The following is a 21,628-nucleotide window of genomic DNA, read 5'->3' as shown; positions in this document are numbered from 1 at the left end:
ACACTTAGAAAGTCGGGGTCTTTGTACTTTTGCCAAAATTGATTTTCATGAATTCCAGAGAGGCGCAATTACAAGCTTTTGATCGTTTACTGACCATCATGGAGGAGCTCCGTGTTCAATGTCCGTGGGACAGGAAACAGACCATGCAATCCCTTAGACACCTCACCATAGAGGAGACCTATGAGTTGGGGGATGCCATTCTGGAAAACGACCTTGAGGAGGTAAAGAAGGAGTTGGGGGATTTGTTGCTACATATTGTTTTTTACGCGAAAATTGGTTCAGAAACCCAGGATTTTGATATCGCGGATGTGTGCAACGATATCTGTGAGAAGCTGATCAATAGGCATCCCCATATCTATGGCGATGTAGACGTGGAGAATGAGGAGCAGGTGAAACAGAACTGGGAGGCCATAAAATTGAGGGAGGGTAAGAAGAGTGTTCTGGAGGGTGTCCCTAACAGTTTGCCCGCCTTGGTAAAGGCAAATCGGGTTCAGGACAAGGTCGCGGGACTAGGTTTTGATTGGGAAAAGCCGGAACAGGTCTTCCTAAAGGTGCAGGAAGAGTTGGGAGAATTGCAGGATGAGGTTTCAAAATCGGACCCGGACCGCATAGAATCCGAATTTGGGGATGTACTTTTTTCGATGATCAATTATGCCCGATTTCTAAAAGTGAATCCCGAGAATGCCTTGGAACGTACCAATAAAAAATTCATCAAACGCTTTCAATATTTGGAGCAAAAGGCAGATGAAAACGGGAAATCCCTAAAAGACATGACCTTGGCCGAAATGGATGTGTTTTGGGAAGAGGCCAAAAAAATCTAGTATCTTGCTTTCCCATCCTGTGGAATCATAAATGCAACTTAAAACCAAAAAGAAAATGTCCAGACCTGTACACTATTTTATGGCCATTGTATGCTGTATCTGTTTTTTGAGCTGTGAATCAAAAAAAGATGTGCCGGAACCTGAACGACCCAATATCCTGTTTATACTTTCCGATGATCACACCTCACAGGCATGGGGCATTTATGGGGGTATTTTGGCCGATTACGTACAGAACGATAATATAAAGCGTATGGCCCGGAACGGGGCGGTGCTCAATAATGCCTTTTGCACCAATTCCATTTGCACCCCCAGTAGGGGCAGTATCCTTACCGGTCAATACAGTCATATCAATCAGGTGTATACGCTCAATGAACCGCTGCCCAAAGGTCATCCTAACATCGCCAAGACGCTAGGGAAAGCGGGGTACCAAACTGCGGTGATAGGTAAATGGCACTTGGTGGAACAACCGGAGGGGTTCGATTACTTTAACGTACTTCCCGGCCAAGGGTCTTATTGGGATCCGGTACTCAAGGAAAAAGAAGGATGGAAGGATGGGCATGATGGTTCCGGTGGCAAGAGCTATCCCGGTTTTTCCACGGATGTCATTGCGGATCTCACCATACAACATTTGGAAAAGCGAGACAGCCAAAAACCGTTTCTGATGTTCTGTAATTTTAAGGCCACACATGAACCTTTTCATTACCCCGAAAGGTTTGATTCGCTGTATACGGATGTGGAAATCCCCGAACCGGAATCGTTGTTGGATTTTGGTAAGGAAACCACGGGTAGGACCTTTGGTGGCCAAATCTTGGAACGTTTGGGTGCCCGATGGGAAGAAGCGACCAAAAATCCGGATAAATTTTGGACATCCTATCCTGGATTGCCTTATCCCCTAGACGGACTGGACAGTATTCAAAAAAGGAAAAAGATATACCAAAAATTTGTCAAGGATTTTATGCGTTGTGGGGCCGCCATAGATGATAATATTGGGAAGTTGCTCGATTATTTGGAAGAGGAGGGTATTGCGGACAACACCCTAGTCATCTACACGGCCGATCAGGGCTACTTTCTGGGAGAACATGGATTTTTTGACAAGCGGTTAATTTATGAGGAATCCCTTAGAATGCCCTTTGTGATTCAATACCCCAAAAAAATACAGGGAGGCCAGCGCATTGACGACATTATCCTGAATATTGATTTTGCCGCTTTATTGGCGGATTATGCAGGCGTTGCCCCCCAAGATTATATGCAAGGGAAAAGTTTTAGGGAGATTTTGGAAGGAAACCCTCCCGAGGACTGGCGGAAACAAATGTATTATCGATATTGGTTGCATCATCCCTATAGACCGGCGCATTTTGGCATCCGGGATGAGCGGTACAAATTGGCCTTCTTTTATGGACAGGATTTGGGAATGAAAGGGACCTCCAAAGAAGTGACGGAACCGCAATGGGAGTTTTATGATTTGCAGGAAGACCCTAAGGAACTTCATAATGCCATTAATGAAGAAAGGTACACGGACATTATTGAAAAAATGAAGGAGGCTCTTCTGGAGGAACGCAAGAAGTACAAGGATTTGGACGAGAATTACCCTGTTATGCAGGAGATTTTGGCAGAGACCTATAAATAGGTGGTACGTTTACAGGTCCGTTAGTTGTTAAAAAACTTTTTCACTGCGGTGTCCCACGGTGAAATCAACTTCCTATCTTTGTCGGTTCTAATCGTCCAGTCCATTGTTCCAACAATACACCAAAGAATTCCGCTATAATTTTAAGCTGGCCTACCCGGTTGTTTTGGGTATGTTGGGCCATACCTTTGTGGCTTTTGCGGATAATGTTATGGTGGGGCAACTCGGAACGGCGGAGTTGGCCGCGGTTTCCCTGGGCAACAGTTTTATTTTTATCGCCATGTCATTGGGTATTGGTTTTTCAACGGCGATTACTCCTTTGGTCGCCGAGGCGGACGGAGCTAAAAATAAGGCCGATGGAAAGAGTGCCTTAAAACATGGCTTGGTTTTGTGTACGCTTTTGGGCCTATCCCTTTTTGTCGTCATTTTGCTATGCCAGCCGTTGATGTATTCCATGGATCAACCTCCCGAGGTGGTAGCGTTGGCAATTCCCTATTTGAACCTCGTGGCATTCTCATTGGTCCCTTTGATCATGTTCCAGGCCTTTAAACAGTTTTCGGAAGGTCTATCCCAGACCAAATACCCTATGTACGCTACAATTCTGGCCAATGTGGTAAATATTGTACTGAACTATCTATTGATTTTCGGCTCCTTCGGATTTCCCAAAATGGGTATCGTAGGCGCTGCTATCGGTACTTTGGCCTCCCGTTTTATTATGGTGTCCTTTATCTGGTACCTGTTACGAAGCAAAAAGAAATTTCGCGATTACGTTACCGGATTCAATTTTAAGCGGATCGAAAAAAAGGTCATGCAGAAAATTATCAATCTGGGATTTCCATCCGCCTTACAGATGTTCTTTGAGGTGGCTATTTTTACCGCTGCCATTTGGTTAAGCGGGGTCTTGGGAAAGAATGCCCAAGCTGCCAACCAGATTGCCTTGAATTTAAGCAGTATGACCTTTATGTTCGGGATGGGACTCGGGGTGGCCGCCATGATTCGTGTCGGAAATCAAAAGGGATTGAGGAATTTTAAGGAATTACGGAGATTGGCGGAATCCATTTTCTTGCTAACCCTTTTACTGGAAATCATATTTGCGGCATTGTTCCTGCTAGGGAGGCATTGGTTCCCGACCTTATATTTGGATGTGGATGACGTTATGAATATGGCAGACAATACGGAGGTAATCACATTGGCGGCCCAGTTACTTTTGGTAGCGGCATTTTTTCAGATTTCCGATGGGATACAAGTGGTCGTGCTGGGTGCCTTGCGAGGGTTACAGGATGTTAAGATCCCTACCTTTATTACGTTTATTGCCTATTGGTTGATCGGTTTTCCCATTTGTTATTACTTAGGGTTGCAAACCGATTTGAAAAGCACGGGAATATGGATCGGGTTGTTGACGGGCCTTACCGCATCGGCCATTATGTTGTATATTCGATTTAATTATTTGACCAAGAAATTGATAGGCTGATCGGGTTTTCCGGTACTCCGGGGATCGTTCAAAGACCTAATTTTTAATGTTTAGCGAGAAACAAATGGAACTACCAAAATTTCTTTTAGGTGACAATACGGACCATCCCTCGGCCATATTCATAATACATACGGAATATCCTAGATTTGTTCTTAATCTCGAAAATGATGAGGTGGAATGGCTGGAGGTCTTTTCCAAGGAGGATGAAAAGGAATTGGAGTCCGAGGCTGAAAACCTGATTCGTGAAGCTACCGATTTTTATGACCGTGAGGTATCCCGATACGAAGAATAACCGTTATGTTGGAACAATTAGTGGCCTATGACAAGGAACTCTTCCTCTTCCTAAACAATTTGGGAAACGAAACCTGGGACGGGTTTTGGATGTTTGTTACCAATAAACTCAGTTGGATTCCACTTTATGTGGCCCTACTTTTCCTTTCCTATAAGCAATTTGGAATGAAGAAAACAGCCTTGCTACTTGTCAGTGTGGGGATTCTTATCCTGGTCACCGATCAATTGGCCAATTTTTTTAAATATGGGGTACAACGCCTTCGTCCGTGTCATGATGGGGAAGTAAATACGCTGATGCGTTTGGTAAAGGACTACTGTGGAGGCAAATTCGGTTACTTTTCAGCTCATGCCGCAAATCATATGGCAGTAGCTTTTTTCTTTACCTATGTGATAGGTAAAAAACGTTGGTATATAGGGGTTTTCCTAATTTTTTGGGCGTTTTTGGTGGCCTATAGTCGTATCTATATCGGGGTGCATTTTCCTTTGGACGTGCTTACAGGCTTGGGAATTGGCCTGATTCTAAGCTGGTTATTTGCAAAGTTGTATATATTTGCACTTCACAGATTTCCTCTATGATATCTAATCTTAGGTATTGGTTTTTACTGTCCTTGATAATTCTGGTGTATGTCGCCGGAATGTTCGTAACGCTTTTCGAAAATGACTCTGCCCAATTTGCGGTTATGGCCATGCGAATGGTTCAGGAAAATGATTTTTTATACCTTTTCAAAGGTCCGGAGGAATATTTGGACAAACCCCATATGCACTTTTGGTTGGCGGCGCTTTCTTTCAAAATTTTTGGATTGTATGAATGGGCCTATCGCATTCCGGCCATTTTGGCTACCTTCTTAGGGGCGTACAGCTGTTATGGCCTTGGTAAATTGCTGTATAATACCCATATCGGTAAATTGGCCGCTTTGGTCTTTATGACCTCCCAGACCATTGTACTTTCGGTTATCGATGTCCGTACCGACGCCGTGCTTACCGGGTTTACCATTTTTGCAATTTGGCAATTGGCCGCCTACATACAAAAAGGCACCCTGGAACACATGGTTTTGGGAGCCATTGGGGCGGGAATCGCCTTTTCCACAAAGGGGCAGATCGCACTTTTGGTCATTGGATTGCCCCTATTATGTCATTTGGCCTATACCCGAAAGTGGAAGGCGCTGTTGCATTGGAAGGTTGTGGTCGGATTGCTGTTTTTTGGGATAGCCATTACCCCCATGCTGTATGCGTACTACCATCAATTTGATTTGCACCCGGAAAAGATAATCCGAGGCAAGGACAACCGTAGTGGTATCTTTTTTATCTTTTGGGAGCAGAGTTTTGAGCGGTTGAGCGGCGAGGGGGTAGGTAAGAACAGTAGTGATTATTTCTTCTTCTTCCATACCTTCCTTTGGGTATTCCTTCCTTGGACCGTTATGGGGCTAACGGCTTTTTGGTGCAGGGCAAAGACTTTTCTTAAGCTCGGTTTTACCTATAATCCCAAATATGAGTTTTTAACCTTGGGCGGTATCTCCCTAGTTTTTTTGATCATCAGCTTTGCCCAGTTTAAACTGCCCCACTATCTGAATATTATTATCCCGCTGTTTTCAGTTTTGACCGCCTCGTATCTCTATAGCCTATATCAATACACCAAACGGAAGCCATTGAAGATTCTGCTTGGGATACAATATTTTTTGATCAGTGTGGTATTTATAGCCTCTAGCCTTATTCGTTATTTCGTTTTTAAGGCAGAGAATCCCTTTGATCATGTTTGGACCATACTACTCGGAGGTCTTATTATTTACTATGTCCTTAAAAGGGAGGAGTATTATTATCGATTGATAACCATTTCCATATTTAGTGCCATTCTTTTGAACATAACCCTAAACACCCATTTTTATCCGTCCCTGTTGGAATATCAGGCCGGGTCCACAATGGCAAAGCGAGTGGAGGAAAACCAGGTTCCCAAGGAGAATATCTATAAACTTTCTTCAAGACATACTTGGGCCCTGGATTTTTATAATCAGGAACCCGTAAAAATAACCTCGCTCAACGAGTTACGTAAAAAGAAGGATTATTGGTTATATGTCAATGATGCGGAAATTCAAGATCTACGCAGGTTGGGTATTGATTGGGATAGGCAATTCACGGAAAGACAATTTAGGATTACCCGCTTACAGGCCAAGTTCCTCAACCCAAATACGCGAAAAAAAGTACTGAATAAAATGCACTTGATCCATGTGTATTAAATGATTTGCCTACGCCAACCCCAAATGCATCCAAAGCCATCGTTTAATCCCTAGCCGTTTTCAATTGTGGTCGCTTAAAATGATAGGCAACCCCAAGGAGCGATACCAAGGCCGTTATTAAAAAGAACACCATACTAATGCTGACCGAGATATTTTCGTCCAAGGACAACACCGTAGCCCCATAAAAAAAGGTCACTTCCCTACTGCCTATTCCCCCGATGGTCAAGGGAAGAACAGCGACAATGGAGGAAATTAGAAAAATGAATAGATAAGATACCAATCCTGTACTAAGATATACGGCCTTGAGGATAAAATAAACGCTTATCAATTGGGCCAACTGTACCAGGGCAGAAAGACCGAAGGACTTCCAAAAAGCGGGCAATACATAGCCAAAAAAACGCTTGTTGATCCACCAGAACACGGAAATACTTCCAAGGATTGCAAGGAGAAACAGCCATTGGATTTGGACCAAGGCCTGGGCATCCAACAACAGGGCCAGAATACAGGCATATACAAAGAGAAGCAAAAGTCCACTAAGTCGGTCCAGTACCAAGACCGATACGACCCGTTTTGTGCCGACCTCAAAATTCTTTTTTATGAGGTACCCTTTGTAGGCGTCCCCGCCTATTCCCCCAGGGAGGAAGAGGTTGTAGAACATACCCAAAAGATATAGCTGTAAATTACTTTTTTGTGACAACGGGATATTGATTTCATGAAAATAAAGATTTAATCGCAGGGCCGCGAATACCTTGGAAAGCACAAAAAAAACAAGGGCCGGAAAGAGATAAAAAAGCTGTGTCTTTTTCAGGATAGTCAAGACCTCCTGGAAATCGATTTTGGTGATGACAAAATAAATAAGGGCAAAGCTGATTACGATTTTCAGCACCGTAATAAGCTTTTTACGATGTTGGGCCACCTACGGATACTTTTTTGATTCGGTAGGGCCTTTTTTGCTGCGACTCGTAATACGTGCGTATTAAAAGCTCCATAACGATACCGATGGTAAATAGCTGAATACCGGCCAATATGAACATCATCCCGAACATCAACAACGGTCTCGTGCCGATGTCCTCGCCCAGGCCGAGCTTTACGATCAATAGGTAAATATTGATGAAAATCCCCAAAATGATCAGTAGCACCCCGAATATCCCAAACAGATGGATGGGACGCTGAAAATACTTTCTAATGAACAACAACAACATCATGTCCGCCACCACCTTAAAAACACGTTCCAATCCGTATTTGGATACGCCGGCATGCCGTGCATGATGCTTTACGGGAACCTGCTTGATCTGTGCTCCTTCCAAATGGGCCAATAGGGTAATGAACCGGTGCATCTCCCCGTAAAGGTTGAGTTCCTTTGCAATATCCTTGGTAAACACTTTTAAGGCACATCCGTTGTCCTTTATGTTCAATTTGGTGACACGACGGACCAAAAAATTGGCAATCTTGGAGGGAATCTTTTTTACCAGGGAATCCTTTCGTTTTTGCCGTATACCCGTTACGACGTCATACCCTTCATTTACCGCAAAATGTAGCATCTGTGGAATATCACTGGGATCGTTCTGAAGATCGCCGTCCATGGTGATAATATAGTCCCCTTCCGCATAATCCAATCCCGCTGCCAGGGCCAAACTCTGCCCGTAGTTTTTTTTGAGCTCCACCAGGTGCACCTTGTCATCCTTTAGGTTTTGCACCACCTTGCGGGTATTGTCCTTGGAAAAATCGTCTACATAAATGATTTGGTAGCTATACCCGACCAAACTTTCATGGATTTTTTGGGTAAGGAGGGCCACGTTGTCCTCTTCGTTATAAAGCGGTACGACTACGGAGAGGAGTAGAGGCGTTATAGGCTGCATGTATTCGGTTTGTTATCACGGGCAAAGTTATGTTTTTATTCTGAATCGGAACATTTCTTCCTGGAAGGAACCCCTATGCCTTTGCGAAAACCTATTTCGCTTTCTGCCTATAGGCCTGAATCAATTTTTCCGCAGCTGTAAAGGGAGATACCTTGCTCTGGATTACTTCCTGAACCACTTTGGGCAATAGGGAAGTTACACTGGGGTGGGAATAAAAATCGGATTTTATTTGACGGTCAATATGCTGCAACAACCAGTTTTTGTTCTGTCCCTGCCGCTTCAATAGAAAATGATCGGATTGTCGCGCTTTATGGATATAGGTATCGATTACCTCCCAGATTTCCTGAATCCCGGTATTCTCACTGGCCGAGCAGGTCAGTACTTTTGGAACCCAGCCATTTTCCTTGGGAGGATAGAGGTGCAGTGCCCTTGAGAATTCGGTCTTGGCCAGTTGTGCCGGCTTTATGTTGTCCCCATCGGCCTTGTTGATCACAATGGCATCGGCCATTTCCATAATGCCCCTTTTCATACCCTGAAGTTCATCACCCGCACCGGCCAATTTCAGCAAGAGAAAAAAGTCGACCATACCGTGTACGGCCGTCTCACTTTGACCTACACCCACGGTTTCAATAAGTATGATGTCATATCCTGCGGCTTCACAAAGAATAATGGTCTCCCGGGTCTTTCGCGCCACACCGCCCAAGGAATCTCCCGAAGGGGAGGGTCTTATAAATGCATTGACATCCTTTACCAATTCCTCCATCCGGGTCTTGTCGCCTAAGATACTTCCCTTGCTTAAACTACTGGAAGGATCTACTGCAAGAACGGCGACTTTTTTCCCTTTTGCGGTCAGTGTTTTTCCAAAGGTCTCTATAAAAGTACTTTTCCCGACACCGGGAACCCCCGTGATCCCTATCCGGACCGTATCGGATTTTTTTTTCAGGCAATGTTCCAGAATTTCCGTAGCTTTCTTAAGATGTTCGGTATTGGAACTTTCCACTAGGGTAATGGCCCGGGCCAGTGCCGTCTTGTTGGCGTTGAAAATACCTTCTACCAGTTCCGCTACCGAGGGTGGAATTTTTCGCTTTCCCTTTATTTTGGAAATACTCTCTTGACCTGTATTTTTTGGAAGACTCAACTTTATGGGTTAATGGGCACCTTTACGCTTGTATCATCCCAGAAAAGACGCAGATATAAGGGTTTCCCGTCCTCAAAATCGATGGTAAAACTTTCCTGGGGGGCAGGGAGTTTTTCAACGGGAACCTGTACTTGCACCATATCTTGGGATGGATTACGGGAAGTCTCCGTTCCTCCGCTCATAAAAGTTACACCCCATTCCGGGACCTCTTTGTTGAATATGATGGTCCATTGTTCCCTTTGGGGTTTGGTCCAGATGGAATAGGTGCCGGCCGGTAAATCTTTGTCTATGATCTTTATATCCGTGGCGGTACTAAAAGTAGTGGGCTCGTTGGCCCCGGTACGCCAAACCGCATCGTAGGGGACCAGTTCCCCAAAAATGACCCGCCCTTTCTTAAAGGGACTGCTATAGGTTACCGATAGGTTCAGATCACCCTTGTTATAGGTTGTTGTTTTTTCCGGACTCTTCTTCTTGGTCTGTTTCAGCATGTACGGTTTGCCTACAAAAAAGAATAGGGCAACCAGCACGGCGAGCACTATTAAAAACCACTTTAAAAACTTCATGATTCCCAGTCTTGATTTCTACAAAACTAAAGTACTAAATCAAATGTAAAGACGGAGGCATTACGATAAATTTCGTCCGGTCTTAGGAGGCAACTGGGAAAGTGTTCGTGGTTGGGCGCATCCGGATAATTTTGGGTCTCAAAACAAATGGCCGGAAAGTCGGGTGGGGTATACACGACCACTGCAGGTTGGTTGGTTCTGACCCCCAAGGAGATACCCGATCTTCGGGAAAAGATACGCGCGGCCAAATCCGTTTGGGAGTTCTTTACAAAAGGGGTATCCAACCGCATTTCCCCAATTTTACGTTCCGTTCGAAAGTCATATTCGGTATCGGCAACGGGAACGATATTTCCGGTGGGCAATAAGTTTTTATCCGTCTCCAAGAATTCAGGACAGTAAAGTTCCAATCGATAATGGTCAATGGACCCCGTTTTGTCCAACCTAAAATAAGAGTGGTTGGTCAAATTGATTACCGTAGTGCGATCGGCTGCGGCTTCATGAATAATATGCAACTCGTTCTCTACCAACTTGTAGGTCAGCATCACTTTTAGATTTCCGGGATATCCCTCTTCCAAATGTTTGCTGTAATAGGAGAGTTTAACAAAAGGTTCGCTGCCATATTCCACTTCCTCAATGGTCCAGTACTTTTTTCCAAAGCCTTCCTTTCCACCGTGCAGGTGTATCCCTTTTTCCCCATATAGGGGATAGGTTTCGCGATCTAGTTCAAAACTGGCATTGGAGATACGACCGGCATACCTTCCCACACAGGCCCCCAAAAAAACAGTATCCTCCAAATAGTGGTTGGGGTAATTGAATCCAGCGACCACGTTGGTGGACTTGCCCCTTTTATCCCGCACCAGAAGCTTTTGGATAATGGCACCGTAATCCAATACGATCAGGGTAATGAAGGAAGTACTTATGGTAACCTGTTTCAAGGGGAAATCATTAATTTCCCTATAAAAATAATCGTTTTTTGCAACATCGGGTTTTTTGTCCCGTCCTTAGGGTAACAACACCTATGGAACCAACAACGAAACTGGCCAATGTTTCAAATTGATGTAGTAGAGCAATGCAAGGCAAACGACCGGAAAGCACAGCTGCAACTGTACAATCAATACTGTAGCGGTATGTTCTATGTGGCTATGCGCTTTGTGAAAAATACCGATGATGCCGAGGACATCACTCAGGAATCGTTCATAAAGGCCTTTCAGAAAATACATCAATTTAAGGGAGACGTAAGTTTTGGAGCTTGGCTCAAACGCATTGTAATCAATAAGAGCATCGATTTTTTGAAGGCGAAAAAAGAAAGATGTGTACCCTTGGACGAAAGTTACATGCAGGTAGTAGAGGATGAGGACTGGACCGTGGAAGATGGGATATCCTTGGAGGAGGTAAGACTGGCTATGGAGCAATTACCGGAAAAATACAAATATGTAGTGATGATGTTTTTACTGGAAGGCTATGACCACCGTGAAATCGGAAAGGTATTGGGATTGAGCGAAACGGCCTGTAGAACGCGGTTGTTACGGGGCAAAGGTTTTTTAAAGGAACTTTTAAAAAAGAGAAGATATGGGACAGGATCTTAGGGACATGTTCAAAAAGGAAAATAGGCCCGGGAAATTCCAAATGCGGGAAGGCCATGAAAATCGATTTTTAGAGCGTTTAGAGACCGAACTGCCTAAACGAACGAAGCCCTCATTTTATATTTTGAAAATTGCGGCGACCGTTCTCATATTTCTTGGTCTTGGAATTGTCGGTTACAACATATGGACAAAAGAGGACGCTATAAACACTACGGTAGTGGAAAGAAATGACCCATCAGGGGAAAAGAAGGGCATTTCCTTTGGTGACCTTTCGCCCGACCTTAAGAAGGTAGAAGACTACTACGTAAACAATATTAATCTGGAGCTTTCCCGATTGGAAGTATCCCAGGAAAATAAAATGTTGGTCGATAGTTTTATGGACCGACTGGCCGATCTCAACACCGAATACGAGAGGCTTAATACGGAATTGAACGAAATTGGCCCCAATGACCAGACTATTGGTGCCTTGATCAAGAACCTACAGTTACGGTTGCAATTGCTACAGAAATTAAAAAGAAAACTGAACGAGTTAAAATCATCAAAAAATGAACAAGTCAAAAAGAATACGATTTAACACCCTAGGGCTTCTCTTATGTTGTGGTCTGGTGGGGGTAAGTGCCCAAAAACATACGGAGACCTATAACGAAACCTTTGGGGTCAACGAGAATACCGTACTGGAGTTGAATACCAGCCACGCGGATATCGAATTTGAGACCTGGGACAAGGACCAAATCGGTATTGAGGCCGTGGTGACCTTGGAAGGCGCTACGGAAGAGGAGGCCCAACGTTATTTTAAAAGGGATCCCATTGCCATTATGGGGAATAGCAAACGGATAGAGATCAGTACAAACTCCGGTAACTCCTGGTCATTTGAACCTTCTTTTAGTTTTGCCTTTGATATTCCTGAGTTGGACGCCTTTATTGTGGATATTCCCGAAATCCCAGAACTTCCGGAACTTGCCGAACTTCCTGAGTTTCCGGCCTTGCCTGTGGTTCCTTTTCATGATTTCGATTATGAGGCCTACAAGGAGGATGGGGAGAAGTATTTGAAAAAGTGGCAGAAGGAATTCGGCAAATACTTTGACGAGGAATATCGGGACCGTATGGAAGAATGGGCAGAACGCATGGAAGCCCGTAGCGCTGAAAGGGAAAAACGACATCAGGAAAGAATGGAGGAACGTGAAAGGGCCCGGGCAGAACGGTCAAAGGCCAGGGAGGCTGCCCGAGAGGAACGTTTGGAAAGAATGGAGGAAGCACGGGAAAAACGTAAAGCGGCCATGAAAGCCCAGAAAGCGGGAGGGTTTATTTATCATGACTCCGTTTATACCTTTATTTCAGGGGAGGGCCCTGAAAGATTGCCCAATACTTTTTATTTCCAGAGTGATGGGGAACACAAGAACTATAAGGTGAAAAAGACCATCAAGATAAAAATGCCCAAGAATACCAAGATTAAAATGAACGTACGTCATGGGGAGGTAAAACTGGCGGAGAACACCAAAAATATCAATGCCACGCTTTCCCATGCCCATTTATGGGCCAGTACCATAGACGGGGACCAGACCGACATCAGGGTCTCCTATTCCCCAGTAATTGTACAGAAATGGAAGTATGGGCAGTTGCAGACGGATTATTCCGAGAATGTGGACTTACGCGAAGTGCTCAACCTTCGTTTAAGTGCCACCTCTTCAGATGTTTCCATTGACCATTTGTTGCGGAGCGCCTTTATAAAAAGCGATTTGGGACCCTTGCACATCAATACGGTATCCGAAAACTTTAAGGAATTGGATGTAACGCTACAAAATGCCGAGCTGATCTGTAATCTGCCCTCGACCGCCTACGCGATTTACATTAATGGGACCAATTCCCGGGTCGATTGCCCCGACCAGCTAAAACTTGACCGAAAAAAGAACCGTGACACGGAAATCGTAAAAGGGTATCATTTGGATGAAAACAACAGGGCATCCATCGTAATCCATTCCAAATATAGCAATGTGCTATTGGATTGATTATTCCTCAAGCAACAATGTCCCAAAAATATCCGCATTGATCCATCCCTGATTTTTATCCTCCCCTGGGACAAACACCGATCCTATAAAGTTTTCCCTTTCCGTACTACTATCATTATCACAATAGGCCAAGGCAAAACCTATTTTCTTGGCATTATGCAAAGTTTTTGGAATATTGTTCCCGCCATCAACATAGGTGTCATCATACACATGGACGGCCATTTCCCAAGTTGTGGTCTGTCCTTCGGTAACATGTTTGGAGATTATATGTTCATTGTACAATTGTGGTTCCTTATTTGACCCAAGATCTACCACGTTTCCGTCCAGGGCAATATGGTAGGCAAAGGCATTATGGCTAAATTGGTGCAGTCCCCCTGAGTTGTCCTCATCGATAAAGACTTCCATGCAATCCTCGTTCCACCATAGTTTAAGGGGATCCTTATATTGATCATACAGAACATCATCTGTTATTTCGACCAGAATGTAGAGGGCGGCGTCATCCCAACTCAACTTGTACTTTCCATTAAAGTCGCTGTGTTCATAGGGCATTCCCGCCCAGTTTTGGTCCAGGGCGTGCCAGTCGGTCAAGGCCCAAATGTTTTCGGTAGCCTTGCCGTCGATGGTAATGGGACGTGGACTTTTTTTTACGGAAATGAGGTGATGGTCTTCCTTTTTTTGAATAGGGTTACAGCACACAAAAAGGAAAGCCAAGCATACGGTCATTGCAGCTTTCATCAGTGATAAGTATTGGGGTTACTTAATTAAAGATAGCAATTTTTGCCGCCTTTTGAAAAAGCAGTGCTAAAAAGTAGGCCTTATTTCCGTGGCTACAGATCCAAATCGGATTTCCAATGCACAATTTCTTCGTTGTGCATGGCATCCAATCCCATTTGCACGCAGACTGCGGCATTGGCCCCTGTGGAGATATTGGATATAGGCTCCGTATTGTTGGCAATACTTTCCCGAAAATCCATTAGGGCCTGTTTACTGGGGTCTTCGTGGTCTACCTCAATAGGGTAGCCTTTGCCTTCGTCCCACTTTAGGGTAGCCCCTGCTACACCATCCACTTCGCCCATTTCCTTGTTCTTTTTGCCTTCCGGGTAGTACCAAGCCTTGGCATAATCCATGATTACCGTACCTTGATCGCCCATGACCCTTATTTTGTAATCGTTCATGGCGTTGCTGGTCAAACAGGTGAATTTTGCCCGTACTCCGCTTGGGTAGCTATAGAGCAAGTGGATATTGTCATAGGTTTCCCTACCGTCCTTCCAGTAATCAATACCTCCGACACCCATTACCTTTTCAGGGGTTTCTCCCAAGACCCAGTTGGAAAAGTCGATTTGATGGGAACAGAGTTCAGCGACCAATCCACCTGAAAACTCGCGATACATGCGCCAGTTGATCAAACGTTCCAATTTGGGATCGGGTACGGGGCGTCGCCAATCCCCGTTCCGGTTCCATTGGCATTCGATTGCAGCAATTTTACCGATCTCCCCTTTTTGAATCATGTCCACCACATAGGTGTACAGTCGCGAACTGTGATATTGGTGTCCGGTCTGAAAGATTTTATCCGAAGCCTTGGCCTTGTTGACCAGGTTTTGAATACCATCAAAACCCTTGGCCAGGGTTTTTTCACAATAGACGTGCAAGTCGGTATCCAGGGCATCCAAGGCAATTTTGGAGTGTGTGTTAAAAGGGGTGGCCACCAGTACGGCATCCAGGTCGGGCTGTTCCAAAAGCTTGCGATAGTCCTTGAAACCTTTTGCCTTACCCTCTACCTTAGCCAGGCCCTTTTCCAACCGATTTGGGAGAACATCGCAACAGGCAATGACGTTGAAGTTTGGGATTTGATTGATCAATGGAATCAATCCACTTCCGCGATCCCCGGTACCTATTATCCCGATATTCAGTGTTTCATTGGCACTTTCCTTTTGTATGATCTGCCCCATCGCCGTGGCGGATGTCGCCACCGCAGCGGAGGCCAAGCTACTTTTTACCACAAATTCCCTTCGTTTCATTATAAGCTATCGTTTCTTTTCTACTTGTTTTTATGTGTTTGGGATCAGATTTTCGGCTCCCAGCCGTTTTCGTATTCCCTTTTCCAATTTTTCATGGCTTTTTCACTATTCAATACCTTCCCAGTCGTAGTATCGATCTTTAGCATTTCCCCGGCATCCTGGGCCATGTTACCCAGATGGCAAAGCATGGTAGAGATGCTCGCGTCGTTAATGTCCGCGTTGAGGGACTGGTCTTTCCGAATGGCCGCAAAAAAGTTGCCTACGTGGTCTACGTCCAATCCGCCGATACCTTGGGTATTGGTGGTGGCGCTGGCCGATTTCTCAAACTCGGATTTTATGGGATTCCCCTGAAGATCGAACAATTTGTAGAAGTTACGATCCAATTGAATGGATCCCTTGCTTCCGTAAATGGTGATGCCCCTTCCGGGTCGGGCCGGTTTTAATACACCGCGACTATGCCCCGTCCATGTGATGAATTTATTTCCAGGGAAAGTATAGGTCACTTGTTGATTGTCCACAAATTCCCAATCATCGTTGTACGTATATTTTCCTCCGAATGAGGTAACGGTCTCGGGCAGATCCACGCCTAAGGCCCATCTACAGATATCGATTTCATGGGTTCCGTTGTTGTGTACCTCTCCGGTACCCCAGGTACGGAACCAGTGCCAGTTATAGGGGTGTATATTGTCCCGATAGCTTTCCCGGGGGGCAGGTCCCTGCCAAAGTTCCCAATCCAGGGATTTGGGTACGGGTATTTTGTTTCCCTTGCCTATGGAACCCCGATTGCTGGAGTAATAAGCCTCACCTTTGTACACGTCACCAATGATTCCTTTTCGGATATCCTCAATGGCCATGATGGAGGTCCGTGCCGAACGCTGCTGGTTGCCCATTTGCACCTTCTTGCCGTATTTTTTCTGAGCCTGTACCAAAAGTTGATTTTCGTGTGCGTTATGGCTACACGGTTTTTCCACATATACATGTTTTCCGGCCTGTAGTGCCATAATGGCCATAGGTGCATGCCAGTGCTCCGGGGTTGCAATAAAGACGGCATCCACATCCTTGTCCTCCAAAATCTTGCGGAAATCCTTTTCCACTTTGGGGATATAACCAATATTCTCTTGGCACCAGGCATTGTGCTCCTCTATAATTCCGTCATCAACATCACAATTGTACAGGATTAGGGCATTACTATCCGTATGGATGGCCTTTACATGGGCCTTGGCCCGGCTGCGTACCCCGATAACGGCACAATTGATATGATCATTGGCCCCCAGGATACGGGCGTTGCCCAGATGGGGCATTGCCAGTCCGCCCAAGGTAACCGCTGCGGTACCTGCCGTTGTTTTTTTAATAAACTCCCTTCTGTTCGTATTCATTTTGGTTTAGGTTATAGGGTTGATAAAATGCCTTTGACGTAGCCTATGGATTCGGCCATTCCAGGCAGTGGATCCTTTGCTTCCGCTTCGTATTCCAAGGCCAAGGTACCTTGGTATCCCAATTTTTGTACCGTTTTTAAAAAGGTGTGGAAATCGATGGTACCCCTACCTATAATACAGGTCTCCCCTTCGGCTTTAGCGGCGGTGACATCCTTTACATGGATATCAAAGACCCGATCAAAAAAAGCGGTGACGTCCGCTGCGGGATCGCGACCGATACGATGGGCATGGCCAATATCGATGCATAATCCCATACGGGGGTCCCGGTCTTTAACCTTTACATAGGCATCCTCTGGACTGGAATACAGTTTGTCCCCGGGCCCATGGTTGTGAATGGCCAATTTAATATCGGTCTCCTTAACTTTCTCTTCCACATGATTCAACAATTCGTGATGGGGTACCCCGATGATCATTTTCATTCCCGCGGTCTGGGCATAAGCAAACGCTTGATCTACCTCGTCCGGGGTCTTCATATAGACCACCCCGGCCCCATACAGCTCAATGCCCTTCTGTTGGCATAGGGCCGCCGCCCTTTGAATGGTAGCCCTATCGGAATCCAAGGGTAGGTGCATGCTCTTAAAGGTAATCCGATCAACGCCACAGCGCAAGGTCATGTCCAGAGCCTCCTCCATGGAAAATTCACGAAGGGTATAGGAGGCCACCCCAAGCTTCAGGTCAGAATTTACCGGTTTCGGGATACTCGCTAAAGTGGAGGCCTTGGCTATTTCCGGAAAGGTAATGGTGGTTGCGCCCGCAATTCCTGCGGATACCTTTTTTAGAAAGCTTCTTCTACTTTTCATATGGGTCTTCCTCTTTGTTCCCCAGTGCCATTGCGGACTATATTTGGACCGTCGCCTATTCCATAGGAAAAAGGCAAAAATCGGCCGGGAAAATCTACAACGTTTGCGTAAATTTAGTACAACTGGGTACAAAATCCACTAAACTAGGACTATCCGATAAATTTACAAATAAAAAAGCGACCGAATTAGGGTCGCTTTGCTATTGACTGTAAAAAAAGTTTAGTGCAAATCTTCTTTTAAATAGTCCCCGAAATTCTTTTTAAACCGATTGAGTCGTGGAATGGACACATTGGTGATATAAGAATTATTAGGGTGTTTTCGTTCGTAATCCTGATGGTATTCCTCGGCCTTCCAAAACTTGGTGAATTCCGTGACTTCCGTGGTTATGGTCGCACCCTGGTAAACGTTTTGTTCCTTTAGGGCCGCAATATAGCTGTCTATGATCTTCTTTTCCTGGGCATTCTTGTAAAAGGCTACGGAGCGATATTGCGTTCCCCGATCTGGCCCTTGCCGATTTAGTGTGGTGGGATCATGGGAACCGAAAAAGACCTGTACCAATTCTACAAAGGAGATTACCTTGGGGTCGTAATAGACTTCCACGGCCTCAGCATGACTGGTGAGTCCGCGGGCCACCTGCTCATAGGACGGGTTTTCCTCACTCCCGCCGGAATATCCGGAAACGACCTCCTTGACCCCCTTTACACTTTCAAAAATGGCCTCAACACACCAAAAACAACCACTCGCAAAGTAGGCCGTCTCATAGGCACTTAGATCCTGGGAGGACATTTGGGCCATTTCCTTGTTTTCTTCCTGGGACATTGTATCAATGGCCACTTTTTTGTTTTCATTGGCCTTGGACTGGCAGTTTCCCAGAACCAAAAGAGAAAGGATTCCAAGGAATGTTCTTAAAGCTTTCATGTTTTTTTCTTTTTCAGGGTTTGTTGCCGAATTTAACACCTCCTTACGGGAACTTTGGTTAAAATATGTTAAGGTTTTGGGATACGAAGGTAAGGAAGTTCTCAAATCAAGGTATCGCAATTGCCCTGTGATATCCTTTTATCACCAATGTGATTTCAAATTGCTAAAGGCCTACCCTCTAAAAACGGTATGGGTTTTGAGATAATCGGGGTCAACATTTACACCTAAACCTGATCCCATAGGTACCTTTATGACCCCATCATTGCTCACAAACGGGCCTGTCTTGCTTTCGATGGGAATGTTATCTCCATTGGCGTCTTTGGTGTCGAACAATTTAAATTCATGATAGGTATAAGCGGCCGGGCATACCGATACCATTTGTAGCATATATAGGAATCCAAAACCATTGCCCGAGATATGGGGAGTGATCGATAGACCCGAAGACTCTACCATACGAGCTACCTGCATGGTACGTACCATTCCCCCAAAATAGAACAAGTCCGGTTGCAACACCTGAAAAACTTCATTTCCTATGAGGTAGCGGAAAGCGTGTATTCCAAATTCCTCCTCTCCACCGGCCATTTTAATATTCAAGGCCCTTTCAACTGTCTTCTGCTCCTCGTACCAATCCCATGGTATGGGCTCCTCATAGAAATCATAATTGTATTCTTCTAGTATTTTTCCAATCCTAATGGCCTCCTTTACCGAATAGGAGCCATTCCCATCGATCATCAGGACCATATCATCCCCGAATTTTTCACGGGCCATCCGAATAAGCTTCTCGGTCCTGCCCGGGGCATTATCCTTGTTAGAGGCCAAATTATCACCTAGTCCGGCCCTGAGCTTTATCGCCCTCGCCGAAGTATCCTCGGCATCTTTTTGCATCAGGGCCAGGGATTTCTCGGGCTCCAGTTTTCTTAGGTTGGAATAATGATGTCCCAGATATATGGGCACCTCCGTTCTTAAAAGGTCACCTATTAATTGTCCTGCCGGTTTGTTGGCCCTATTGCCCATAAGATCCAAAATAGCAAACTCAATACCGGCCACATGGACATTAAGGGGAATTCCCTGCCTTTTCACATTCCCTTCCACTGCATTGAAAATAAGTTGGTCCAGATCTCTGGCATCCTTTCCTTCAAAGTGTGGTGCCAAATTCCTAGGAACCATGGGATAGGAGCTACAGGCAATAAAAGGATGTCCGGCCGAGATACCTTCATCACCATCTTTAGAACGTACCCTATACATACAATTGGACTCCTTGACCAAAACTTCCACCGATGCTAGAATAACAGGTTCCGGGAACAGTTCCTTCTTGAAAACAGGCTGGCCTAAAATTTTATCCAACTTCAAATAATCAGGTAAACCAGCTTGAATAGTATCCCGTTGTGCACATGAAGTAACAGGCATTAGTGCCGCCCCACTAAATAAAGAGGTATTTGTTATAAATTTTCTTCTTGATAATTTCATGTTCCCAAAAAATATAATTCACTCATTTTAGACCATTTCAGTATTTCGAGTATCCAAAGGGCGTTTTAATATAATTGATATTTGTTATACTCCAAAATAGCGGGATATTACTTGTGTGTTACCCGACTTACTACTTTTTCAGGGATGTCAAGTACGATTAAGAAATGCACCCATCAATCCGTGGATGGTATGGGAAATATTTGCTGTAAAGTTTTCTAAGGCAGGTTTTATCCTTCCAAACCTTAAATCGGAAACGAAATCCACTTCGATTCCCTTTTCTCATTATAACTTTGGAGCTTTTCTGTTTTAGGAAATGACTTACTGTTGTACTTTCTTTCGAAACCCTTATACGCGGTTTTGCCGAAATGAATACATTTGATACATGCACCTTCTGGAAAAAGCCCTTACCGAAATTACACAACAACCGATAACCACATTGGATACTCAAATTCCGGTACGCAGCTATACACCGATCGACTTATCCACTCACAATGCGGATTTGGAAGATTTGGTCGTTACGGATCCGGACCAATGCCAGGCCTATATTGATCAAATCCTCAAACAGCATTCAGCGGCCGTCGCCTACGGAGGCTATTTGGAACAGCGGAATCTATATGCGGATAAGTCAGGCTTTACTACCCAAGGAAAGCCGCCCCGCAACGTTCATTTGGGGATGGATTTTTGGGCACCGGCCGGAACCCAAGTCGTTACCCCATTGCTTGGGAAAGTGCATAGTTTTCAAAACAATAGCACGCCTGGGGATTACGGGCCTACAATTATCTTGGTACATGAAGTCAAGGGCGTTACCTTCCATACACTGTATGGACATCTTTCCCTGGAATCCCTTGAAGGCTTGTGTGCTGGAAAAGAGTTTCGACAAGGAGAGACCCTGGCCACCTTGGGTACACCGGATATCAACGTGCACTATGCCCCGCACCTCCACTTTCAAATTATCCAGGATATGCAAAACAATCAAGGCGATTATCCCGGAGTATGTTCCCGTACGGACTTGGATTTCTACTCCCGCAACTGTCCCAATCCCAATCTTCTACTAAAGCTCTAGTCAGGGGCTAGGCGAAACGGTAATCTTTATATCTCTTTCTTTCACCGGGGGATAGGTGCACATTTGGAGTACTTCAGGCTTTTGATGACAGCTACTTTTTTGAATCGATTTAGGGTTAAACGGCAAGGAATATCGGTAAAGTGATTTTGGGTCTTCGTCCGTTCACCGATGCTATCGTGCACGTTATCCCGATTTCTGTCAGATGCCGAAAAATAAGGGGTTTTCAGCGAATCGAAACCTGGAAGGATACGCTTCACCGCGTTTTTATTATATAAAAACGCAAGTCATGAAAACGCTAGTAACTTTAATTTTTGTTCTCTTCATCGGAATCGCCGCCCA

21 protein-coding genes are annotated in these 21,628 nt (G+C 44.9%); 10 read left to right on the top strand and 11 right to left on the bottom strand.

Features of this window, described 5'->3' with window-relative positions:
• Positions 1–47 precede the first annotated feature (47 nt).
• From mazG to Q0993_RS07005, 6 genes are all read left to right on the top strand, one after another.
• Entirely contained in the window at positions 48–821 is a 774-nt protein-coding gene (mazG, locus tag Q0993_RS07030; protein ID WP_299531192.1) for a nucleoside triphosphate pyrophosphohydrolase, read from the top strand.
• A 55-nt stretch (positions 822–876) separates the two neighbouring features.
• Positions 877–2,448: a sulfatase gene (locus Q0993_RS07025; protein ID WP_299531190.1), complete on the top strand. Its 1,572-nt coding sequence runs from the start codon at positions 877–879 to the stop codon at positions 2,446–2,448.
• A gap of 103 nt (positions 2,449–2,551) precedes the next feature.
• Positions 2,552–3,916 carry an MATE family efflux transporter gene (locus tag Q0993_RS07020; protein ID WP_299531187.1) on the top strand — a complete coding sequence of 455 codons (1,365 nt, stop codon included), beginning with the start codon at positions 2,552–2,554 and terminating at the stop codon, positions 3,914–3,916.
• A 64-nt stretch (positions 3,917–3,980) separates the two neighbouring features.
• Positions 3,981–4,208 (top strand): hypothetical protein, encoded by a 228-nt coding sequence (locus tag Q0993_RS07015; RefSeq protein WP_299531185.1) that lies wholly within the window; start codon positions 3,981–3,983, stop codon positions 4,206–4,208.
• Positions 4,209–4,213: 5 nt separating this feature from the next.
• The gene (locus tag Q0993_RS07010) at positions 4,214–4,783 is read left to right on the top strand and encodes a phosphatase PAP2 family protein (protein WP_299531183.1); all 570 of its coding nucleotides are present in this window, start codon (positions 4,214–4,216) and stop codon (positions 4,781–4,783) included.
• Positions 4,780–6,438, top strand: coding sequence for a glycosyltransferase family 39 protein (locus tag Q0993_RS07005; protein ID WP_299531181.1), 1,659 nt, complete (start codon positions 4,780–4,782; stop codon positions 6,436–6,438). The genes Q0993_RS07010 and Q0993_RS07005 overlap by 4 nt, the downstream gene beginning before the upstream one ends.
• A 43-nt stretch (positions 6,439–6,481) precedes the next feature.
• On the opposite strand, the gene Q0993_RS07000 is transcribed toward Q0993_RS07005, so the two are convergent.
• The 5 genes from Q0993_RS07000 to Q0993_RS06980 all read right to left on the bottom strand — a co-directional run bounded on the left by Q0993_RS07000 (position 6,482) and on the right by Q0993_RS06980 (position 10,933).
• Positions 6,482–7,324, bottom strand: a complete 843-nt coding sequence (locus Q0993_RS07000; protein ID WP_299531179.1) for a lysylphosphatidylglycerol synthase transmembrane domain-containing protein — start codon at positions 7,322–7,324, stop codon at positions 6,482–6,484.
• Between the two features lie 13 nt (positions 7,325–7,337).
• Complete coding sequence (locus Q0993_RS06995) at positions 7,338–8,297, bottom strand: glycosyltransferase family 2 protein (RefSeq protein WP_299531177.1); 960 nt, start codon at positions 8,295–8,297, stop codon at positions 7,338–7,340.
• 91 nt (positions 8,298–8,388) lie between these two features.
• Positions 8,389–9,435 carry a methylmalonyl Co-A mutase-associated GTPase MeaB gene (meaB, locus tag Q0993_RS06990; RefSeq protein WP_299531175.1) on the bottom strand — a complete coding sequence of 349 codons (1,047 nt, stop codon included), beginning with the start codon at positions 9,433–9,435 and terminating at the stop codon, positions 8,389–8,391.
• A 2-nt stretch (positions 9,436–9,437) separates the two neighbouring features.
• Positions 9,438–9,998 carry a DUF2911 domain-containing protein gene (locus Q0993_RS06985; protein ID WP_299531173.1) on the bottom strand — a complete coding sequence of 187 codons (561 nt, stop codon included), beginning with the start codon at positions 9,996–9,998 and terminating at the stop codon, positions 9,438–9,440.
• A 26-nt stretch (positions 9,999–10,024) separates the two neighbouring features.
• Entirely contained in the window at positions 10,025–10,933 is a 909-nt protein-coding gene (locus Q0993_RS06980; RefSeq protein WP_299531170.1) for an aldose epimerase family protein, read from the bottom strand.
• A 108-nt stretch (positions 10,934–11,041) separates the two neighbouring features.
• Here Q0993_RS06980 and Q0993_RS06975 point away from each other — a divergent pair, with 108 nt between their 5' ends.
• From Q0993_RS06975 to Q0993_RS06965, 3 genes are read left to right on the top strand one after another with little or no spacing between them, the layout of a single operon-like run.
• A complete protein-coding gene (locus Q0993_RS06975) occupies positions 11,042–11,584 on the top strand; it encodes an RNA polymerase sigma factor (RefSeq protein WP_299531168.1) in 543 nt (180 codons plus the stop codon).
• Positions 11,568–12,155, top strand: coding sequence for a hypothetical protein (locus tag Q0993_RS06970; RefSeq protein WP_299531165.1), 588 nt, complete (start codon positions 11,568–11,570; stop codon positions 12,153–12,155). Before Q0993_RS06975 ends, Q0993_RS06970 begins: the two co-directional genes overlap by 17 nt.
• On the top strand, positions 12,127–13,587 hold the full coding sequence (locus Q0993_RS06965) for a hypothetical protein (protein WP_299531161.1): 1,461 nt from the start codon (positions 12,127–12,129) through the stop codon (positions 13,585–13,587). The genes Q0993_RS06970 and Q0993_RS06965 overlap by 29 nt, the downstream gene beginning before the upstream one ends.
• Here Q0993_RS06965 and Q0993_RS06960 read toward each other — a convergent pair whose 3' ends face one another.
• The 6 genes from Q0993_RS06960 to Q0993_RS06935 all read right to left on the bottom strand — a co-directional run bounded on the left by Q0993_RS06960 (position 13,588) and on the right by Q0993_RS06935 (position 20,226).
• The gene (locus tag Q0993_RS06960) at positions 13,588–14,322 is read right to left on the bottom strand and encodes a sugar-binding protein (protein WP_299531158.1); all 735 of its coding nucleotides are present in this window, start codon (positions 14,320–14,322) and stop codon (positions 13,588–13,590) included.
• A 92-nt stretch (positions 14,323–14,414) separates the two neighbouring features.
• A complete protein-coding gene (locus Q0993_RS06955; protein WP_299531156.1) occupies positions 14,415–15,605 on the bottom strand; it encodes a Gfo/Idh/MocA family oxidoreductase in 1,191 nt (396 codons plus the stop codon).
• A 44-nt stretch (positions 15,606–15,649) separates the two neighbouring features.
• Complete coding sequence (locus Q0993_RS06950; RefSeq protein WP_299531153.1) at positions 15,650–16,981, bottom strand: Gfo/Idh/MocA family oxidoreductase; 1,332 nt, start codon at positions 16,979–16,981, stop codon at positions 15,650–15,652.
• Between the two features lie 11 nt (positions 16,982–16,992).
• Entirely contained in the window at positions 16,993–17,841 is an 849-nt protein-coding gene (locus Q0993_RS06945) for a sugar phosphate isomerase/epimerase (RefSeq protein ID WP_299531150.1), read from the bottom strand.
• A gap of 219 nt (positions 17,842–18,060) precedes the next feature.
• Positions 18,061–18,759, bottom strand: coding sequence for a peptide-methionine (S)-S-oxide reductase MsrA (gene msrA, locus Q0993_RS06940; protein ID WP_299531148.1), 699 nt, complete (start codon positions 18,757–18,759; stop codon positions 18,061–18,063).
• 171 nt (positions 18,760–18,930) lie between these two features.
• Positions 18,931–20,226 (bottom strand): mandelate racemase/muconate lactonizing enzyme family protein, encoded by a 1,296-nt coding sequence (locus tag Q0993_RS06935; RefSeq protein WP_299531146.1) that lies wholly within the window; start codon positions 20,224–20,226, stop codon positions 18,931–18,933.
• A gap of 382 nt (positions 20,227–20,608) precedes the next feature.
• Between Q0993_RS06935 and Q0993_RS06930 the strand changes: the two genes are divergently transcribed.
• Positions 20,609–21,289 (top strand): peptidoglycan DD-metalloendopeptidase family protein, encoded by a 681-nt coding sequence (locus Q0993_RS06930; protein ID WP_299531145.1) that lies wholly within the window; start codon positions 20,609–20,611, stop codon positions 21,287–21,289.
• The last annotated feature ends 339 nt before the right edge of the window (positions 21,290–21,628 follow it).

Origin of the sequence: Ulvibacterium sp. (assembly GCF_028285715.1) — a bacterium.
Lineage (GTDB): Bacteria > Bacteroidota > Bacteroidia > Flavobacteriales > Flavobacteriaceae > Ulvibacterium.
This window is presented reverse-complemented; position numbering and strand designations above follow the sequence as displayed.

Bases quoted from the DNA above. Each gene is read 5' to 3' on its own strand.
- mazG (WP_299531192.1), top strand. From the start codon at position 48: ATGAATTCCAGAGAGGCGCAATTACAAGCTTTTGATCGTTTACTGACC.
- Q0993_RS07025 (WP_299531190.1), top strand. From the start codon at position 877: ATGTCCAGACCTGTACACTATTTTATGGCCATTGTATGCTGTATCTGT.
- Q0993_RS07015 (WP_299531185.1), top strand. From the start codon at position 3,981: ATGGAACTACCAAAATTTCTTTTAGGTGACAATACGGACCATCCCTCG.
- Q0993_RS07010 (WP_299531183.1), top strand. From the start codon at position 4,214: ATGTTGGAACAATTAGTGGCCTATGACAAGGAACTCTTCCTCTTCCTA.
- Q0993_RS07005 (WP_299531181.1), top strand. From the start codon at position 4,780: ATGATATCTAATCTTAGGTATTGGTTTTTACTGTCCTTGATAATTCTG.
- Q0993_RS06995 (WP_299531177.1), bottom strand. From the start codon at position 8,297: ATGCAGCCTATAACGCCTCTACTCCTCTCCGTAGTCGTACCGCTTTAT.
- Q0993_RS06985 (WP_299531173.1), bottom strand. From the start codon at position 9,998: ATGAAGTTTTTAAAGTGGTTTTTAATAGTGCTCGCCGTGCTGGTTGCC.
- Q0993_RS06975 (WP_299531168.1), top strand. From the start codon at position 11,042: ATGTTTCAAATTGATGTAGTAGAGCAATGCAAGGCAAACGACCGGAAA.
- Q0993_RS06970 (WP_299531165.1), top strand. From the start codon at position 11,568: ATGGGACAGGATCTTAGGGACATGTTCAAAAAGGAAAATAGGCCCGGG.
- Q0993_RS06965 (WP_299531161.1), top strand. From the start codon at position 12,127: ATGAACAAGTCAAAAAGAATACGATTTAACACCCTAGGGCTTCTCTTA.
- Q0993_RS06960 (WP_299531158.1), bottom strand. From the start codon at position 14,322: ATGAAAGCTGCAATGACCGTATGCTTGGCTTTCCTTTTTGTGTGCTGT.
- Q0993_RS06955 (WP_299531156.1), bottom strand. From the start codon at position 15,605: ATGAAACGAAGGGAATTTGTGGTAAAAAGTAGCTTGGCCTCCGCTGCG.
- Q0993_RS06950 (WP_299531153.1), bottom strand. From the start codon at position 16,981: ATGAATACGAACAGAAGGGAGTTTATTAAAAAAACAACGGCAGGTACC.
- Q0993_RS06945 (WP_299531150.1), bottom strand. From the start codon at position 17,841: ATGAAAAGTAGAAGAAGCTTTCTAAAAAAGGTATCCGCAGGAATTGCG.
- msrA (WP_299531148.1), bottom strand. From the start codon at position 18,759: ATGAAAGCTTTAAGAACATTCCTTGGAATCCTTTCTCTTTTGGTTCTG.
- Q0993_RS06935 (WP_299531146.1), bottom strand. From the start codon at position 20,226: ATGAAATTATCAAGAAGAAAATTTATAACAAATACCTCTTTATTTAGT.
- Q0993_RS06930 (WP_299531145.1), top strand. From the start codon at position 20,609: ATGCACCTTCTGGAAAAAGCCCTTACCGAAATTACACAACAACCGATA.